Source organism: Nguyenibacter vanlangensis (assembly GCF_038719015.1).
In the GTDB taxonomy this organism is placed as follows: Bacteria; Pseudomonadota; Alphaproteobacteria; order Acetobacterales; family Acetobacteraceae; genus Gluconacetobacter; species Gluconacetobacter vanlangensis.
On record NZ_CP152276.1, the window covers coordinates 519,314 to 536,786 of the forward strand.

General features: G+C 62.2%; 16 protein-coding genes and 1 tRNA gene. 2 read left to right on the plus strand and 15 right to left on the minus strand.

The window, feature by feature from the left end; all coding sequences use genetic code 11:
- Position 1 precedes the first annotated feature (1 nt).
- The 9 genes from trpS to AAC691_RS02460 form a co-directional block, all read right to left on the minus strand.
- Positions 2-997, minus strand: a complete 996-nt coding sequence (gene trpS, locus AAC691_RS02420; RefSeq protein WP_342628825.1) for a tryptophan--tRNA ligase — start codon at positions 995-997, stop codon at positions 2-4.
- Positions 998-1,263: 266 nt separating this feature from the next.
- Entirely contained in the window at positions 1,264-1,767 is a 504-nt protein-coding gene (locus AAC691_RS02425; protein WP_176639031.1) for an FKBP-type peptidyl-prolyl cis-trans isomerase, read from the minus strand.
- A 184-nt stretch (positions 1,768-1,951) separates the two neighbouring features.
- Positions 1,952-3,181: an argininosuccinate synthase gene (locus AAC691_RS02430; protein ID WP_342628826.1), complete on the minus strand. Its 1,230-nt coding sequence runs from the start codon at positions 3,179-3,181 to the stop codon at positions 1,952-1,954.
- 146 nt (positions 3,182-3,327) lie between these two features.
- Positions 3,328-4,545, minus strand: a complete 1,218-nt coding sequence (rlmN, locus tag AAC691_RS02435; RefSeq protein WP_408906047.1) for a 23S rRNA (adenine(2503)-C(2))-methyltransferase RlmN — start codon at positions 4,543-4,545, stop codon at positions 3,328-3,330.
- Positions 4,546-4,678: 133 nt separating this feature from the next.
- Complete coding sequence (locus AAC691_RS02440) at positions 4,679-5,434, minus strand: TlyA family RNA methyltransferase (protein ID WP_342630119.1); 756 nt, start codon at positions 5,432-5,434, stop codon at positions 4,679-4,681.
- 23 nt (positions 5,435-5,457) lie between these two features.
- Complete coding sequence (dxs, locus tag AAC691_RS02445) at positions 5,458-7,464, minus strand: 1-deoxy-D-xylulose-5-phosphate synthase (protein WP_342628827.1); 2,007 nt, start codon at positions 7,462-7,464, stop codon at positions 5,458-5,460.
- Positions 7,465-7,469: 5 nt separating this feature from the next.
- Positions 7,470-8,405, minus strand: coding sequence for a polyprenyl synthetase family protein (locus tag AAC691_RS02450; protein WP_342628828.1), 936 nt, complete (start codon positions 8,403-8,405; stop codon positions 7,470-7,472).
- 7 nt (positions 8,406-8,412) lie between these two features.
- Positions 8,413-8,643 carry an exodeoxyribonuclease VII small subunit gene (locus tag AAC691_RS02455; protein WP_176639046.1) on the minus strand — a complete coding sequence of 77 codons (231 nt, stop codon included), beginning with the start codon at positions 8,641-8,643 and terminating at the stop codon, positions 8,413-8,415.
- A 159-nt stretch (positions 8,644-8,802) separates the two neighbouring features.
- The gene (locus tag AAC691_RS02460) at positions 8,803-9,072 is read right to left on the minus strand and encodes a sulfurtransferase TusA family protein (protein WP_342628829.1); all 270 of its coding nucleotides are present in this window, start codon (positions 9,070-9,072) and stop codon (positions 8,803-8,805) included.
- A 130-nt stretch (positions 9,073-9,202) separates the two neighbouring features.
- Here AAC691_RS02460 and AAC691_RS02465 point away from each other — a divergent pair, with 130 nt between their 5' ends.
- Entirely contained in the window at positions 9,203-10,117 is a 915-nt protein-coding gene (locus tag AAC691_RS02465; protein ID WP_176639058.1) for an ROK family protein, read from the plus strand.
- Between the two features lie 45 nt (positions 10,118-10,162).
- Here the strand turns inward: AAC691_RS02465 and AAC691_RS02470 are convergent, their stop codons facing one another.
- Both AAC691_RS02470 and AAC691_RS02475 read right to left on the minus strand, forming a co-directional pair.
- The gene (locus tag AAC691_RS02470; protein ID WP_342628830.1) at positions 10,163-10,945 is read right to left on the minus strand and encodes an RlmE family RNA methyltransferase; all 783 of its coding nucleotides are present in this window, start codon (positions 10,943-10,945) and stop codon (positions 10,163-10,165) included.
- Positions 10,942-12,069: a Ppx/GppA phosphatase family protein gene (locus tag AAC691_RS02475; RefSeq protein WP_342628831.1), complete on the minus strand. Its 1,128-nt coding sequence runs from the start codon at positions 12,067-12,069 to the stop codon at positions 10,942-10,944. The genes AAC691_RS02470 and AAC691_RS02475 overlap by 4 nt, the downstream gene beginning before the upstream one ends.
- Positions 12,070-12,237: 168 nt before the next feature.
- Here AAC691_RS02475 and AAC691_RS02480 point away from each other — a divergent pair.
- A tRNA-Gln gene (locus tag AAC691_RS02480) sits at positions 12,238-12,311 on the plus strand.
- Between the two features lie 244 nt (positions 12,312-12,555).
- On the opposite strand, the gene eda is transcribed toward AAC691_RS02480, so the two are convergent.
- The 4 genes from eda to AAC691_RS02500 all read right to left on the minus strand — a co-directional run bounded on the left by eda (position 12,556) and on the right by AAC691_RS02500 (position 17,472).
- Positions 12,556-13,173 (minus strand): bifunctional 4-hydroxy-2-oxoglutarate aldolase/2-dehydro-3-deoxy-phosphogluconate aldolase, encoded by a 618-nt coding sequence (gene eda, locus AAC691_RS02485; protein WP_342628832.1) that lies wholly within the window; start codon positions 13,171-13,173, stop codon positions 12,556-12,558.
- Positions 13,174-13,200: 27 nt separating this feature from the next.
- Entirely contained in the window at positions 13,201-15,030 is a 1,830-nt protein-coding gene (edd, locus tag AAC691_RS02490) for a phosphogluconate dehydratase (RefSeq protein ID WP_342628833.1), read from the minus strand.
- Positions 15,031-15,430: 400 nt separating this feature from the next.
- Positions 15,431-16,369, minus strand: a complete 939-nt coding sequence (locus AAC691_RS02495) for a substrate-binding domain-containing protein (RefSeq protein ID WP_342628834.1) — start codon at positions 16,367-16,369, stop codon at positions 15,431-15,433.
- Positions 16,370-16,446: 77 nt separating this feature from the next.
- Complete coding sequence (locus tag AAC691_RS02500; RefSeq protein ID WP_246285355.1) at positions 16,447-17,472, minus strand: ABC transporter permease subunit; 1,026 nt, start codon at positions 17,470-17,472, stop codon at positions 16,447-16,449.
- Position 17,473: the final 1 nt, after the last annotated feature.

The window sequence follows — 17,473 nt, forward strand, 5'->3', positions numbered from 1 at the left end:
CCTATTTTACGAAACCGACAATATGTTCGGCTTCGCTGACGATCGGTTCGGCAATGGCATTGGCCCGCGCCGCACCGTCGCGCAGAACGGACAGAAGGTAATCCGGGGCATCCAGCAGGCGTTTCGTCTCGACGCCGATCGAACAGACCGTCTCGACCAGAATCTCGGTCAGCGCGGCCTTGAACGGGCCAAAACCCTCCCCGCCATGACGTGCCAGCACATCAGTCACACTCATGTCGGCCAGGGTGGCATAGATTTCAACCAGGTTCCGGGCCTCCGGACGAGTGTGCAAGCCTTCGATCTCGGTCGGCAGCGGTTCGGAATCCGTCTTGGCCCGGCGGATCTTCAACGCGATCGCGTCCGCGTCGTCCGTCATGTCGATCCGACTCTGCGCCGAGGGATCGGATTTTGACATTTTTTTGGTGCCGTCGCGCAGGCTCATGACCCGGGCCGCTCCGGAGGGAATGATGGCCTCGATCTCGGGAAAGAAATCCGTCCCATAATCATGGTTGAATTTCTGTGCGATATCATTGGCCAGTTCCAGATGCTGGCGCTGGTCGTCACCGACCGGAACACGTGTGGCCTTATAGGCCAGAATATCGGCAGCCATCAGGTTGGGATAGACATACAGGCCCGCAGAATGGTTCTCGCGGTCCTTCCCCGCCTTGTCCTTGAACTGCGTCATCCGATTCAGCCAGCCCAGTCGGGAGACACAGTTGAAAATCCAGGCCAGCCGGGCATGCGCGGACACGGCCGATTGATTGAACAGGATATGGGCTTTCGGATCGATCCCCGAGGCCAGCAGCACAGCCGTCTGGCCCAGAGTCTGCTGCCGCAGCGCCACCGGGTCCTGCCACACCGTAATTGCATGCAGGTCCACAAGGCAAAAAATGCACTCGTGATCGCGCTGCAGCGCGATCCAGTTGCGGATTGCACCCAGATAATTGCCAAGATGCGGAATTCCGCTCGGCTGAATGCCGGAAAAAATGCGTTGCATGAGCGTTCTTTTCAGGCGTTCGCCCCCATCAGGTCAAGCACACATCATATCGGAGCCGCTTGCGGCGGGGGATGAGGTCGATTCAATGACCGCCGCGCCGACGATCGAGAACACGGGCACGATATGATTATGCCCGCCGGCAACGCTCACAGGTCGAGAGACAGGAAGGAAATGTCTTCCCGCTGCCGACAGATATCAGGCCGCACCACCCCTGGAGAGATTGTACGGCGCGATTGGTCCAGTTGGCCAGTCGGACATGGCTCGCATTATCCCTGCTGCCCCCCCTTGGAGACGCCCAGCAACTGAATCCTGAAAACCAGCGGACTATCGGCAGGGATGATACCCATCGACCGATGTCCATACCCCAGTTCCGGCGGGACATAGAGCATCCAGGTGTCGCCGACATGCATCATCGGCAACGCTTCCATCCAGCCTTTGATCACCCCGTCCAGCGGCATTTGCATATAGGCGCCGTGGCCGTGCTGGTCCGAGCTATCGAAAATACCCCCGTCCGGCAGCCTGCCTTCATAGATGACCATCATCATGTCGCCGACGGCAGGGCTTTCCCCATCCTTCGGGCCCGATTCCAGTACTTTATAGGCCAGTCCGTCCGGCAGCGTCTTCACGCCGGGTTCCGCCCGGACCTTCGCCATGAACTGCGCAGGCGTCAGTTCGGGTTCATCTTCTTTGGCTGCGCCGCCACAGCCGGTCAGAGGAAGCAGCAGCGCCGACGCGAGAACGGCGGGAATGAAGCGGGACAGACGTTTCATAACACCTCGGTCACGAGTGCTGAAAAGATCGAAGGTCACTATCCTACCTCCGGAATTCGCAGCGAATCCCGGAGGGTGAAAGGTGATTAAAGCGTTGTTTTATATGGCTTTCTGCAAGTTTGAAACGAGTTTGAAATCTGAACGATCTCAGAGTCGGGCCGCGCTGGGGCGCGTGCTGGCGGGCTTACAGCGCGCCGCCGCGCCGCCCGATTTGTGCTCCCAGCCGCAGCCGCAGTGCATTCAGCTTGATGAAACCCTGGGCATCGGCCTGATTATAGGCGCCTTCATCATCCTCGAACGTCACCACCCGGGTATCGTACAAGCTATTGGGGCTTTCACGACCGACGCAGATCACATTGCCCTTGTACAGCTTCAGGCGGACCCGGCCGGTCACCGAATGTTGGCTTTCATCGATCAGGGCTTGCAGCATCCGCCGTTCGGGTGAGAACCAAAATCCATTATAGATCAATTCGGCATACCGGGGCATCAGGCTGTCTTTCAGATGTCCGGCTTCGCGATCCAGCGTGATGCTTTCCATGTTGCGGTGGGCGACCAGCAGAATGGTACCGCCCGGTGTTTCATAGATCCCGCGCGATTTCATGCCGACAAAGCGGTTCTCCACCAGGTCCAGTCGTCCGATCCCGTTCGTCTTGCCCAATTCGTTCAGGCGCGTCAGCAGGCTGGCGGGCGACATGGTGACACCGTTCAACGCCACCGGGTCGCCCGAGACGAAGTCGATCGCGATTTCGGTTGCGACATCCGGTGCGGCTTCAGGCGAGATCGTCCTCTGGAACACGATTTCATCCGGTGCCACCGCGGGATCTTCCAGGATTTTCCCTTCCGACGACGAGTGCAGCAAATTGGCGTCGACCGAGAATGGAGCCTCGCCGCGCTTGTCCCTGGAGATGGGGATCTGGTGCTGCTCCGCAAAGGCCAGAAGCTTGGTGCGTGACGTCAGGTCCCACTCGCGCCAGGGCGCGATCACCGTCACGTCGGGCTTCAGCGCATAATAGCTCAGTTCGAAACGTACCTGGTCGTTGCCCTTTCCTGTGGCGCCATGGGCCACGGCGTCGGCACCGACCGCCTCGGCGATTTCGATCTGGCGCTGCGCGATCAGCGGTCGGGCGATCGAAGTGCCCAGCAGGTATTGGCCTTCATACAGCGTATTGGCGCGAAACATCGGAAAGACGAAATCCTTCACGAAGGTCTCGCGTAGATCCTCGACGAAGATCTCTTTCACGCCAAACATCTCGGCCTTCTTGCGGGCAGGCTCCAGTTCCTCGCCCTGGCCCAGGTCCGCCGTAAAGGTCACGACCTCACACCCATAAGTGGTCTGCAACCAGCGGAGGATCACGGACGTATCGAGCCCGCCGGAATAGGCGAGAACGACCTTCTTGACGTCCTTTGCGGCCATAGGGGAAACGCTCCTGTCGTCTAGGCTTGTGTATGATGCGGCGCGACCCACATCCCATCTTGGCGTCCTAGCATCGGATGACGAGCTGTGCCAGCACGCATGCTGGAATTCCGGGTCCTGACCGCCGCCGCCGCATATCGGCTCCCTCAGGCGATCTGGCTGCGTCGTTCACGTTGGCTTTCTGTCCGCAACTGGCCGCATGCCGCCAGAATGTCGCGACCGCGTGGCATCCGGATGGGGGAGGCAAAACCCGCATCCATCACGATCTGGGCGAATTTCGCCAGTTGTTCACGTGTCGAGGGTTTGTACACGCTGCCAGGCCATGGATTGAACGGGATCAGGTTGACTTTCGCAGGAATGTCGGCAATCAGCCGCACCAATTCGCGGGCGTCGGCTTCGCTGTCGTTGATGCCGCGCAGCATGATATATTCGAATGTAATCCGCCGTGCGTTGCTCGCCGCCGGATAGCGGCGGCAGGCGGCGAGCAGTTCCTCGATCGGATATTTGCGGTTCAGTGGCACGATCTCGTCACGCAGATCATTGCGCACGGCATGCAGCGAGATCGCCAGATTGATCCCCAGCTCGGCGCCGCACTGGTCCATCATCGGTACCACGCCTGAGGTCGACAACGTGATACGCCGGCGCGACAGCGCAATTCCCTCGCCATCCATGATGATCTTCATGGCCTTGGCGACGTTTCCATAATTATACAGAGGCTCGCCCATGCCCATCAGCACGATGGTCGACAGCAGGCGCGGCGTCTCGCCCTTCGGACTGGGCCACTCGCCATAGCTGTCCCGCGCTGCCATGAACTGTCCGACAATCTCCGCGGCACCCAGGTTGCGGACCAGGCGCTGTGTCCCCGTGTGGCAGAAGGTGCAGGACAGGGTGCAGCCGACTTGCGATGAAATGCAGACCGCGCCGCGATCCTCGCGCCGGTCAGGAATATAGACTGTCTCGGCTTCCTGACCATCGCGAAAGCGGAACAGGAATTTGCGAGTTTCATCGGTCGAGGTCTGCACGGTCGTGGCCTCCGGCCGGCCTATGACGAACCTTTCGGCCAGCTTGGCCTGCAGCGGCCGGGCGATCGAACTCATCCGCTCGAAATCTGTCACCCCCTGGTGATAGATCCAGTGCCAGAGTTGCTTGGTGCGGAATGGCTTCTCACCGATCTCGGCCAGGGCCTGGCCCATTTCCTCGCGCGACAGTCCGACCAGGTCGCGCCGCCCATCCGGCAACCGGCCGGTCGGCGGCGCGAACAGTGCCGATTTCGCCAGAATCCGCCTGCGCTCGATATCCGTAAGTGACGCGGCCAAGCCGGTTTCGGCAGCGGGCTCGATCATCGGGGCGGTAACGGCGGTCATGGCCTGGCTATCATCCGGTTGGCATGCCGACGTCACTGCCGGCAGGTTCTGTGCAGAAACCGAGCTCCCTACCACATTTCCACGACAAAAGGGGAACTTTAGCTTCGTCGTGGAATCGAAGGAATCAGAGGGATCAGGAGGGGCGCTCAGTCGTATCCAGGCGCGCAGCGATCAGGAATTCCCGATTACCTTCCGGTCCGGTAATCGGGCTGGGCTCGATCCCCAGTACCGTCCAGCCGGGCAGGGCAGACCACCATTGTCGGATGGTTGCGCACACAGCCTCATGTACAGCGGGATCTCGGACCACGCCCTTGGCCCCGACCGCCTCGCGTCCGGCCTCGAATTGGGGTTTGATCAATGCCACCGCCCACGCACCTGGCCGGCAGAGAGCTAATCCGGCCGGCAGGACGGTCCGTAAGCCGATGAAGCTGGCATCACAGACCAAGGCATCGATCGGATCCGGAACGATCGACTGGTCCACCGCCCGGGCATTGCATTTTTCCAGCACGACCACGCGCGGATCGCTGCGCAGCTTCCAGGCCAACTGTCCGTGCCCGACATCGACCGCATAGACACGCGTGGCTCCATGGGTCAGCAATACGTCGGTAAAGCCGCCGGTTGAGGCGCCGATATCCAGGCAGATCGCTCCCTTCGCGGGCAGACTGAAACGTGCCAGCGCATGGGCCAACTTGATCCCACCTCGTGATACCCAGGGAAAGTCCTGTCCTTTCAGCAGCAGTGGTGCGTCCTCGGGTAGCTGGTCGCCGGCTTTGGCCACCCGCCGGTCGCCGGAAAACACGACACCGGCCAGAATCAGCGCCTGCGCCCGATTACGGGTTTCCACCAATCCTCGATCAACCAGCATTTGGTCCACCCGCCGCTTGGCCATGCCGATCGACCCGTCTTTGCCGATCAGGCCGTCTGCTGCGACGTCGCAACGCCCAGGGCGTTTCGCGCGCATGCGGCGATGGCCTGTGCGTCGAGACCTGCCTCGCGATATTGGGCGTCCTGAGTGTTGTGGTCGATGAAGCGGTCGGGGAGTGTCATGGGCCGGACGCGGACGGTGTCGAGCAGTCCGTTGCGGGCCAGATGGTGCATGACGAAGGCGCCGAATCCGCCCTCGGCGCCGTCCTCGACGGTCAGCAGCACGGCGTGGTTGCGGGCGAGGTTGTCGATCAGCGCGGTGTCCAGCGGCTTGGCGAAGCGCGCGTCGGCGACGGTGGGCGGCAGGCCCCCGGCGGCCAGCAGGTCGGCGGCCTTCAGCACGTCGGCCAGGCGGGTGCCCAGCGACAGGATGGCGATGCCGCCCTTTTCGCGCCCGGACTGGCGGCCCATCTCGCGGATGATCCGTCCGCGGCCGATTTCCAGCACGCTGCCCTGTTCGGGCAGGGCCAGGCCCAGCCCGTTGCCGCGCGGATAGCGCAGCGCGATCGGCCCGTCATCGAAGGCGCATGCGGTGGCCGTCATGTGCAGCAGCTCCAGCTCGTCGCTGGGGGCCATGATGGTCATGCCCGGCAGGCAGCCCAGATAGTTCAGGTCGAACGACCCGGCGTGGGTGGCGCCGTCGGCGCCGACCAGGCCGGCGCGGTCGATGGCGAAGCGCACCGGCAGGTTCTGCAGCACCACGTCGTGCATCACCTGGTCGTAGGCGCGCTGCAGGAAGGTGGAATAGATCGCGCAGAACGGGCGCAGCCCCTCGGTCGCCATGCCGGCGGCGAAGGTCACGGCATGCTGCTCGGCGATGCCGACATCGAAGAACCGCTCGGGGCAGGCGCGGGCGAAGGCGTCCAGCCCGGTGCCCGACGGCATGGCGGCGGTGACGGCCACGATCCGTTCGTCCTGCCGGGCGCAGCGCACCAGTTCGCGGCTGAACACCGCAGTATAGCTGGGCGGTCCCGGCGGGGCCTTGCTCTGCTCGCCGGTGACGACGTTGAACTTCGCCACGGCGTGATATTTGTCGCCCGCCGCCTCGGCCGGGCGATAGCCGCGGCCCTTCTCGGTGACGACATGCAGCAGGATGGGGCCCTTGTCGTCGGCGTCGCGCAGGTTGCGCAGGATGGGCACGAGCTGGCTCATGTCGTGGCCGTCGACCGGACCGACATAATAGAAGCCCAGCTCCTCGAACAGCGTGCCGCCGGTGATCATGCCGCGGGCATATTCCTCGGCCTTCTTGGCGGTGCGTTCCAGCCGGTCGGGCAGGCGGCGCACCATCTTGCCGGCCAGGTCGCGCAGGCCGAGGAACTGGCGCGAGGACATCAGCCGCGACAGATAGGCGGACATGGCGCCGACCGGCGGGGCGATCGACATCTCGTTGTCGTTCAGCACCACGATCAGGCGCGAGGCGCCGGGCCCGGCGGCCGCGGCATTGTTCATCGCCTCATAGGCCATGCCGGCCGAGATCGAGCCGTCGCCGATCACGGCGACGACATTGCGCTCGCGATAGGCGGGATCGTGGGCGGCACGCAGATGGTGCGCCACGGCCATGCCCAGCCCGGCGGAGATCGAGGTCGAGGAATGGGCGGCGCCGAACGGGTCGTATTCGCTCTCGGAGCGGCGGGTGAAGCCCGACAGGCCGCCCGGCTGGCGCAGGGTGCGGATGGCCGCGCGACGCCCGGTCAGGATCTTGTGAGGATAGGCCTGGTGGCCGACATCCCAGACGATCCGGTCGGCAGGCGTGTCGAACACCGCATGCAGCGCCACCGTCAGCTCGACCACGCCCAGCGACGCACCCAGATGCCCGCCCGTCGTCGATACCGCGTCCACCGTCTCGGCCCGCAATTCCTCCGCCAACTGCCTCAACTGCTCGATCGACAGGTTGCGCAGGTCCGCCGGATACGAAACCCGATCCAAAAGCGGAAAGCGCCCGCGCGTCGGAACCGCGCCCTCGCGCTCCGGTCCCCCAGCCTGTTGTTCGGACATCGCTCTCAGCTCCTGCGGTCAACCACGTATTGGATAAGGTCTCGCAGCCTGTCGGCCTCGGCACCAAAACAATCAAGATACGCCTGCGCCCGCTCGGCAACCCGGCGGGCCTCGCGCGCGGCCCCTTCGACACCTAACAGGGCGACATAGGTGGATTTGCCAGCGGCTTCATCCTTGCCTGCAGTCTTGCCCAGCTCTTCGGCACTGGCCGTGGCATCCAGCACGTCATCGGCAATCTGAAACGCCGCACCCAAATCGTGCCCATATGCCGCAATACGGGTGCGCAGAGACAGATCCGCGTCACCCAGGATGGCTCCCGATTCTGCTGCATAGCGAATCAGACAGCCGGTCTTGAGGGCATGCAGCCTCTCGACTTCAGGCAGGGAAAGGGCGCGACCTTCACCCGCCATGTCGATCATTTGCCCGCCAACCATGCCGGCTGCGCCTGATGCCGCCGCCAGGGCGGATACCAGGCCGATCCGAATGGCGGCATCAGAATGGGTTGCGGCATCGGACAGGATCTCGAATGCCATCGTCTGCAGCGCATCGCCAGCCAGGATGGCAGTGGCTTCATCGAACTTCCGATGCGTCGAAGGCTGGCCGCGGCGCAGGTCATCGTCATCCATGGCGGGCAAATCATCATGCACCAGCGAATAGGCGTGCAGCATCTCCACTGAAGCCGCGACCCGGTTGAAGCGGGCAGGATCGACACCGAACAGGCTGGCGACTTCCGCGGCCAGGTAACCGCGCAGGCGCTTGCCTCCCCCGAGGGTCGCATACCGCATTGCCTCCACGACCCGTCCCTCGGCACCCGCTGCAGGCGGCAGGAGTTGGTCAATGGTCGCTTCGACGGCCTTGGCCCGACTGGACATGGATTCCCTCAGCAACCTGGTGCGCAGCGCGGAATCCGGTGCGGGGGCGCTCACTGTTGTCTGGCTCATCAGGGCATCAATCCATTGAACTCGTCTCCAGCGTGCCGTCTGCGCGCTGGATGATCGCCTGAATGCGGGCCTCGGCCTCGCTCAGCTTGCTGTCACAATGCCGCCTCAAGGCGGCGCCACGCTCATAGGACGCAATGGCGTCCTGAAGCCGGAGTTGCCCGCCTTCAAGCTGACGCACGATCTCTTCCAATTGGGCCAGAGCGTCCTCGAAGGACAGTTTGGACAGATCATCCGTCATGGGTACGACATTTCCATCATGAGGCGGAGGAATTACCCCCTGACAGACGCATCTGCCAAGGGCATAGGGGGTATGGCATGAATTTGTGGTCGCTGTGGCTTTCGGGTCACGCGTCTAAAAAGCAATAAAAAATTAGAAAATCGGTTTTAATGTCGCACATCAGACGTCCGGAAACGTCGCCTGATTCGCTTCGACCGGCATGTCCGCTCGCCGCCGTATAACGAACGACAGAACGCCCGAATCCTCTCCGAAGGCAATCAACGCATGACCGGTTTCCCGACAAAAAGCCTGGAAATCCGCAACACTGGCACGATCCGTCGCAATGACCCGCAACCGCTCGCCCGGCTGCATGGATCGCAGTGCCCGATTGGCCTTAAGGACGGGAAGAGGGCAATTGAGCCCTTTGAGGTCGAGCACGGTCTCGCTCATGGCAGGAGGGGCTCCGGTAAATAGGCCGTGGTCAGCGTTGGTCAACGTTCAAGACCGTCTTTACGGCATGGACCAACCGACCATAGAAGAAATAACCAACATATAGAATATCACGGATCACGGGATGGACATGACCGACTATCGGATCGGGATCGATTTTGGCGGCACCAAGATCGAAATCGCGGCCCTTGCACGGGCCGATGGACATGAGATCATTCGGCGACGCATCGCAAATCCCGGCCATTACGATGGCGCGGTCCTCGCGATTCGCGACCTCGTCGCCGGCGTCGATGCCGAGCTGGGCGGCCAGGGAACGGTCGGGATCGGCATTCCGGGATCGATCAGTCCCGATACCGGCGTTATCAAGAACGCCAACGCGACGTGGCTGAACAATCAGCCATTCGGTCGCGACCTGACCGCTTCCGTAGGGCGTGAAGTTCGCGTCGAGAATGATGCCAACTGCTTCGCTCTGTCCGAGGCAGTCGATGGCGCTGGTGCCGGCCGCAGCGTCGTGCTGGGCGTGATTATCGGCACCGGGATGGGAGGCGGGATCATCGTCGACGGCAAGTTGCTGGCTGGTGCTCATCATATCGCCGGCGAGTGGGGCCATATACCTCTACCCTGGCCGCGAATCGAGGAAATGCCTCTGCCAAAATGTTTCTGCGGTAATGAAGGCTGCCTGGAACGCTATCTTAGCGGGTCGGCGCTGGCGCAGGATTGGCAGGGGCCGGGTCATCGCAGCACAGCGGGCATCGAAGCTGCGGCCGAAGCAGGCGACATCACTGCGATCGGTGCGCTTGATCGATATATGGACCGTCTGGCGCGGGCCTGCGCGATGGCAATCAATTTCCTGGATCCGGACGTTATCGTGCTGGGCGGCGGCGTCTCCAACGTGCAGTCGATCTACGAACGTGTCCCGTTGCTGATGCCGCGCTACGTTATTACCCCGCGCTGCAATACGCCTATCGTACGCAACGTGCATGGCGACAGTTCGGGTGTGCGCGGGGCGGCCTGGCTGTGGTCGCACGACGAACAATCTGCCTGATCCGGATCGGGGGCGCCCGCCAGACAGCGCGGGCGCTCTCGGGCTTCAGACCGTGGATCGGATCCGCTCGGGGCGGAAGCCGGTAGCTATAACATAAAGCTCGCTCGATTCCTTGCGGCTGGCCGGCGGCTTGGCATGGCGGACGGTCGCGAATGCTTGCTTCATCGGCAGCAGCATCTGTTTTTCGGACCCACCTTGGAACACCTTGGCGACGAAGGCGCCATTGGGTGCCAAGACCTTCATGGCGAAATCCAATGCCAGTTCAGCCAGGCCGATGATGCGCAGATGGTCGGTCGGCGCATGCCCGGTCGTATTCGGTGCCATATCCGATAGGACCAGATCGGCCGGGCCGCCCAGCAGCGCCATCAACCGGTCGGGCATGTCGGGCTCGTTGAAATCTCCCTCGATGATCGTCGCTCCGTTCACCGGATCCACCGGCAGCAGATCGACCCCGACCACGTTCGAGGCGCCGCGCTTGACGGTGACCTGGGTCCAGCCGCCCGGTGCTGCGCCCAGGTCGATTATCCGCATGCCAGGGCGAATCAGATGGAACCGATCATCCAGTTCAATCAGCTTGAATGCGGCTCGTGACCGCCATCCCTGCTTGCGCGCAGCCTGTACATAAGGATCGTTCAGTTGCCGGTTCAGCCAGCGCTGTTGGGCCGTGGTCCGGCCCCGCGCTGTGCGCAGAGAGACCGCATGCGTCCGACTCGATGCCACGGTGCCGGAGTCGGCGCTGGCATCCTTGCCACCCGGTGTCGCGCTGCTTTGCAGCGCCTTTCCAGGGACCCTTGATTTGCCGTTTCCGGCCGAAGGAGGCCGTTTCATGGATGGGACAGGTCTGCGGCCGAAAGGGGCGGAAAGCGCAAGGCAGAAGCAAGCGATGGCACGGGCATCGCCGTCGAATCGTGTATCATGCGCAGCAGCATACCATCGCGCAGCCCACGATCCGCTACGATGATCTCAGGAACGGGCCAAATCGCATGGATTGCCTCGAAGATCGCACATCCCGGCATGACGTAGACTGCGCGGTCCGGCCCTACGCATGGATGCTGGCGCAGGCCGGATGGCCCAAGAGCGGCGAGAGTACGAATCGCATCCAGCGCGGGTCCGGAAAGCAGGATGGTTCCGTCCACGGCCATGCGGCTATAGCGACTTAGCGACAATGCGATGCTGGCCAACGTGGTAACGGTCCCACTGGTCCCCATCAGGCTGACCGTGCCACGGCTGATTTCACGGCCGATGCAATGCACGTTCTCGAAGGTACGCAATTGCCGTGTGACCAGGTCGACCATCTGCCGATAGCCGCTATCGGTGAACGCCGATTCACCGAACTGCTCCGCCAGGGTGATGACCCCTGCGGGCAGGCTCAGATATCCACCCAGTTCCTGGCGACGAGCCCGCCGGTCCATCCGTACCCAGGCAATCTCGGTCGACCCTCCGCCGATGTCGAACAGGACGGCCCGTGTGCGTGATGGCGACAACCGGTCGTCATGCAGCAGTGGAGCGCAACTCTCCATTGCCAGTTCAGCTTCCTCGCGCGGCGAGATGACGGTGATGTCCAGGCCGGTCTCCTGGCGGACCCGCCGGATGAAGTCTGCGCCGTTGATAGCCCGGCGACACGCTTCGGTGGCTACCGCGCGATAGCGGCGAAGCCGCCGACGTCCCATTCGTGCAGCGCAGATATGCAACGCCTCGACTGTTCGGTCCATCGCTGCGGGACTCAAGCATCCGGTGCTTTGCAATCCTTCGCCCAGCCGCACGATTCGGCTAAAGCTGTCGACGACCCGGAAGCCGTTCGCGGTCGGGGTCGCGATCATCAGGCGGCAATTATTCGTCCCCAGATCAATCGCGCCATACATGCCTGCAGAGCCGTGATTCGGCCTAAACGCCGAGACGTGAGAGAGCCTTGCCTCCTCCTGGCCATCGCGCCAGGACATCGTGTTGTCCATCGGACGGACCCTTTGCCGCTATTCTATGCATTCTGGGTGCGGAGCCGCAGGAAGGGCAAGATAAATATGCCCCCAAGGAGAAAACTTGGCCATAAAGGCGCTTGTCACACCGCATCTCCGATGCTATCAGCCCCACACCGCACGGCAGCCAAGCCTTGGTTGTCTTGCTGGGGGATAGTTTAGCGGTAGAACTACCGGCTCTGACCCGGTCAGCCCTGGTTCGAATCCAGGTCCCCCAGCCAAAATTTCCCATTCCACAGGCATGATGGCTTCGGGGTGGAATAGGCTTTCCCGATATCAACCCAGCGCGTGGCCGAATTTCCGATGGTCGCGGCATTGGCCGAACTTCCTGCAGCATTCAGCCGCACCGGCTTTGGCGAAAGCCTTGGGGCAGGGCGCCCTGGACGTCCTGGTCGCGCCACCGCCATTGGCGGCAGATGATCCGCTTGGCACACCATGTGGTCGCCGTGCGGATCAGGGGCCGGTTCAGTGCTTGCGCAACGCTGCCGCGTCAGCGGCCCGGTTGCGGATTTCGATCACGTCCGGCGTTCCGGGCGGCACCAGCCAGGAACCGCCGATGCATCGGACCGCGGGCAGGGCAAGCCACTCCGGCGCCCGCATTTGGTCAATTCCGCCCGTTGGGCAGAATCGCGCAGCACCAAAGGGCGCCGCCAGGGCTTGCAACGCTTTGATGCCGCCCGATGCTTCCGCAGGGAAAAACTTGAAGCGGTTAAATCCTAACTCCAATCCGCGCATGATATCGCCTGCATTGGCGATCCCCGGCAGAAACGGAATGTTGCGTGCGATCGCGGCTTTGCCCAACGCGTCGGTCAGGCCGGGACTGACAATAAATCCTGCGCCGGCCTTGATGCTGGCATCCAGATCTGCCTCATTCAGGACGGTGCCGGCCCCGACAACCGCCCCCTCAACCTTTGCCATTTCCGCAATGACGTCCAACGCGATCGGCGTACGCAGGGTGACTTCCAGCACCCGCAATCCCCCGGCGACCAGCGCTTCCGCGATTGGGCGGGCATGGGCGAGGTCATGCACCACCAGTACCGGGATCACCGGCGACAGCGTCATAATGCGATCGATTCCAGACATATATCGTCTCTCTATTCTGGGCGTCCTTCAGGATGCCCGGTTCTCCATCGCCGCGAGCATGGCCGATGCGCCTTGTTCGGCACCATCTGCACCCGTACGCATGAATGAGAACAACTCCCGTCCTGTGCCGTCTTCCTGCTCCGGCTGTGTCGCAGGGATACGGGCACTCCATTCGGCCTGGTCAACCAGCACGTTTATGGAACCATCTCCAGCGCTCAGACGGATCGTGTCGCCATTTTGCACGTATGCCAAGGGACCGTTCGGCAAGGCCTCGGGTGTCAGGTGAATGACCGCCGGAACTTTGCCGCTGGCTCCCGACATGCGGCCGTCGGTCACCAGGGCCACGCGATATCCGCGGTCCTGCAGCACGCTGAGCGACGGCGTCAGCTTGTGCAGTTCGGGCATTCCGTTTGCAGCCGGTCCCTGGAACCGCACGACGACGATCACATCACGATTCAGTTCGCCCGCCCGGAAGGCACGCAGTACGTCTTCTTGGTCATCGAACACAGCCGCAGCCGCTTCGATGGTCCAGCGTTCCGGGGCAACTGCGCTGGTCTTGAAAATCCCGCGTCCCAGATTGCCCTGCATCAGCCGCATGCCGCCGTCGGCACGGAAGGGAGCCGTCGCCGGACGCAGGATGGTCTCATCACCAGAATGCACCCGCCGCTCGCCCCAGGTCAGCACGTCATCCTTCAACTCGGGCGTGCCGGCATAGGCATGCAGACCACCCGCCGCGACGGTCAGGATGTCATCGTGCAGCAATCCTTCATCCAGCAGCGTACCGATGACGAATCCCATGCCGCCCGCAGCGTGGAAACCGTTCACGTCCGCCGTGCCGTTCGGATAGATGCGGGTCAGAAGAGGCACCGCACTCGACAGGCGATCCAGATCCTCCCAATCGATGATGATCCCGGCGGCACGGGCGATCGCCGGCAGATGGATCGCCAGGTTGGTCGATCCTCCAGTCGCCAGCAGTCCGACCGCGGCATTGACGATCGCCTTCTCGTCGATGCATCGCGCCAGCGGACGATAATCATCACCTTCGGCGCCCATTGCCACCAGCCGATGCACCGCCTCACGTGTCAGCGCTTGGCGCAGCTTGGTATTCGGGGGAACAAAGGCCGCACCGGGCACATGCAGCCCCATGACCTCCATCATCATCTGATTGGTGTTGGCGGTGCCGTAGAACGTACATGTTCCAGGACTGTGGTATGATGCGGCTTCAGCTTCCAGCAATTCTTCCCGACCGACCTTTCCTTCCGAGAAAAGCTGGCGGATCTCCTGCTTGGCCTTGTTCGGCAGACCTGATCCCATAGGCCCCGCCGGCACCAGGATCATCGGCAGGTGGCCGAAGCGCAGCGCCCCCATCAACAATCCAGGCACGATCTTATCGCAGATGCCTAGCAGCGCCGCCCCCTCGAACATGCCGTGGCTCAACGCCACAGCCGTGGAAAGCGCGATCGTATCCCGGCTGAACAGAGAAAGCTCCATGCCTGGCTGTCCCTGTGTCACGCCGTCACACATTGCTGGCACGCAACCTGCTACCTGTGCGGTTGCTCCAAGTTCACGCGCGAACAGGCGCATCTGGTCGGGATACCGGCTATAAGGCTGATGCGCCGACAGCATGTCATTGTAGGCGCTGACAATGCCGATATTCATGCCGCTGCCGGCACGAATTGTCTGCTTGTCGTAGCCGGCCGCTGCGAAGGCATGAGCAAGGTTGCCGCAGGCCAGGCGCGGACGGTTGACACCGCGGTCCTGCTGGCGTGCAATCAGGTCCAGATACCGGCGCCGCGTTGGCGTGGATCGCTGGATAATCCGCCCGGTCACGCCCTCCAGGACAGCATTCAGGCTCATCGAATGCGCACCCGGGTCATGCCGGAAATGCTCCTCATGATCTGCATCTCCGCAACTCCCCCAAAGCAGGCGCCGAAAACATGCGGCGCACTATTTTCAAAACGACGACGATACAACGGGTGAGGGCGGACAGAGCCGAGACTGCCTGGCAGGATCGGGTCATGCCCACGACTTGCGCATGCCGCCGCACATTGGGCGTCCTTTACCCGGCCTGTCGGGGCGGTATCAAGCATTGTTTTCACGAAGGCGTGAGGCAAATTCCATCCGGGATTTACGGGCCCAGCGGTATGTCACGGCGTGGTTGGAGCGGGCAGGGACCATGACGTCAAAGCCGGGGGCATAACGGCCCCCGGCTCTCGCACGTCAGATAGTTCATTCGCTTACGGAGTAAGGTGTGCTTTCAGTGATCGGTCCAGCCGACATAGCTGCCGACATTGTCCCGAGTCACCAATATCGGCGGGATCAGGATCGTCTTTTCACTCGGGCGTTTACCACCCGCTATGGCTTCGGCAGTCTCTACCGCCAACACACCGATCTTGTACGGGTCTTGGGATGCCGAGGCCAGGATGTTACCCTTACCCGATTTCAGGGCTGCCACGATATCGGGCGCTCCGTCGACCGACGTGATGACTACCTTGCGATTCTGCTGGCGGGCAGCCAGATCCGAGCCGATAGCTTGCGGGTCGTTGATGGTAAACACTCCGGCCAGATTCGGAAAACGGATCAGATAGCCCAGCATGACCTGCATGCCTGCGTCACGCGCGCCCTGTCCGTTCTGATCGTCGCTAACGATCTGAATACCCGGCCATTTCTTCAACGAACTCTTGCAGCCCGCGACGCGGTCGAACACCGATGACACCGACGGACCATTCTCGATTGCGACCTCACCCTTGTGGCCGATCTTATCAGCCAGAAAGGCGCAGGAAATCTCGCCTGCCTTGGTGTTGTCGGTCATGATCGTGGCATCAGCACCGGCCGCCGCAACATCGGCCGCGATGACCACGATGCCCGCAGCTTGCGCGCGCTTGATTGCCGGCAGCACCGCCTGCGGATCGACCGCATTGATCACGATCAGCTTCACGCCGGATGCAATGAAATTATCTACCTGGGTGAATTGCTTGTTCAGATCGTAATCCGATGATACCGAGATGATTCTCGCATTCGGATTGGTCTTGCGTATCGTGTCGCCTACCGCCTTGGCCAACGTCACGAAATAGGGATTGCCAAGCGACCCCACGGTAATGCCCACAGCATCGAACGTAGCGGCGCGGGCAAGACCTACGCACCCGAGGGCCGACGTGGCAAAAAAGGCAGCGGCAATTAACCCGGTTTTAAACATTCTCATCGAGTCCTTGTTTTTATTGTTTTTTGTAATGACGCCGTCCCCCGGGGGCGGCGTCAGAACCCTTTTGCGACTCAGGTGCGCGCGCCCCCTTTTTGCCGGAACCGATCGAGCGAAACCGCGCCGATTATGACCAGGCCCTTGATGATGAACTGCCAGATATCGGAGACACCCATCAGGATCAGTCCGTTTGACAGGACGGCAATGATCAGAGCGCCCACCAATGTACCCCAGATCGAGCCGATGCCGCCGACAAACGACGTCCCGCCCAATATCACGGCCGCGATCGCATCCAACTCGTAGGATTGGCCGAGCTGCAGCCCGTTTGCTGCGAACAGCCGGGCGGATGACATCACTCCCCCCAGTCCGGCCAGCAGGCCTGAGAGACCGTAGACGAACAGCAGCACTGCGGCGACATTGATGCCAGCCAACCGTGCTGCCGCCGGGTTCCCGCCTACGGCATAAATCCGAACCCCCAGAACCGTGCGGCGCAGAACGTACCATGCCGCAACCACGACCAGCAGCGCGATGATCGCCAACCATGGCACTGTAAAGCCGGGCAGTCGCAGCCCATCATTGCCGATCCAGGCATAGGACAGGTCCGGGTTGAAGATGGTCTTGTCCTGCCCCAGCAGCCGCGCCAGACCGCGCACTGCGGTCAACGAGCCGAGTGTGACGATGAAGGGCGGCAATCCTCCCCATGCGACCAGCATGCCGTTGCCTAATCCGATCACCAAACCGGTGGCGAGGCAGGCGGGTATCGCGAGCCACCCCACCGAAATACTCAGCGAGACCATCAGCGCGATCATTGCCGATGCGGCCAGGATTGACCCAACGGACAGGTCGATGCCACCAGTCAGGATCACGAAAGTCATGCCGGTTGCCAGCACGATGTTGATCGAGGCTTGCTGCCCCACGATGGACAGGTTCTGCCCCGTCAGGAACCGATGGCCGCCCGCGAGGTGGAAGCCGACGGCGAGCAGGATCAAGACCGGCAACATGCCGGCGGATTGCAGGCCGGCACCCAATTTCAGGCGGCGCCTGGCTGCACGATCTGCCGGCACGTCAGGCTGGACAAGGGGTAAAGAGGGCATCGTCATG

Coding starts and splice junctions, on each gene's coding strand:
- AAC691_RS02440 (WP_342630119.1), bottom strand. CDS start 5,434: ATGGCCAAGCGGCGGGTGGACCAAATGCTGGTTGATCGAGGATTGGTG.
- rlmN (WP_408906047.1), bottom strand. CDS start 4,545: ATGACCGCCGTTACCGCCCCGATGATCGAGCCCGCTGCCGAAACCGGC.
- AAC691_RS02460 (WP_342628829.1), bottom strand. CDS start 9,072: ATGAGCGAGACCGTGCTCGACCTCAAAGGGCTCAATTGCCCTCTTCCC.
- dxs (WP_342628827.1), bottom strand. CDS start 7,464: ATGTCCGAACAACAGGCTGGGGGACCGGAGCGCGAGGGCGCGGTTCCG.
- AAC691_RS02495 (WP_342628834.1), bottom strand. CDS start 16,369: ATGTTTAAAACCGGGTTAATTGCCGCTGCCTTTTTTGCCACGTCGGCC.
- eda (WP_342628832.1), bottom strand. CDS start 13,173: ATGTCTGGAATCGATCGCATTATGACGCTGTCGCCGGTGATCCCGGTA.
- AAC691_RS02475 (WP_342628831.1), bottom strand. CDS start 12,069: ATGGACAACACGATGTCCTGGCGCGATGGCCAGGAGGAGGCAAGGCTC.
- edd (WP_342628833.1), bottom strand. CDS start 15,030: ATGAGCCTGAATGCTGTCCTGGAGGGCGTGACCGGGCGGATTATCCAG.
- trpS (WP_342628825.1), bottom strand. CDS start 997: ATGCAACGCATTTTTTCCGGCATTCAGCCGAGCGGAATTCCGCATCTT.
- AAC691_RS02465 (WP_176639058.1), top strand. CDS start 9,203: ATGACCGACTATCGGATCGGGATCGATTTTGGCGGCACCAAGATCGAA.
- AAC691_RS02430 (WP_342628826.1), bottom strand. CDS start 3,181: ATGGCCGCAAAGGACGTCAAGAAGGTCGTTCTCGCCTATTCCGGCGGG.
- AAC691_RS02450 (WP_342628828.1), bottom strand. CDS start 8,405: ATGAGCCAGACAACAGTGAGCGCCCCCGCACCGGATTCCGCGCTGCGC.
- AAC691_RS02455 (WP_176639046.1), bottom strand. CDS start 8,643: ATGACGGATGATCTGTCCAAACTGTCCTTCGAGGACGCTCTGGCCCAA.
- AAC691_RS02500 (WP_246285355.1), bottom strand. CDS start 17,472: ATGACGATGCCCTCTTTACCCCTTGTCCAGCCTGACGTGCCGGCAGAT.
- AAC691_RS02470 (WP_342628830.1), bottom strand. CDS start 10,945: ATGAAACGGCCTCCTTCGGCCGGAAACGGCAAATCAAGGGTCCCTGGA.
- AAC691_RS02425 (WP_176639031.1), bottom strand. CDS start 1,767: ATGAAACGTCTGTCCCGCTTCATTCCCGCCGTTCTCGCGTCGGCGCTG.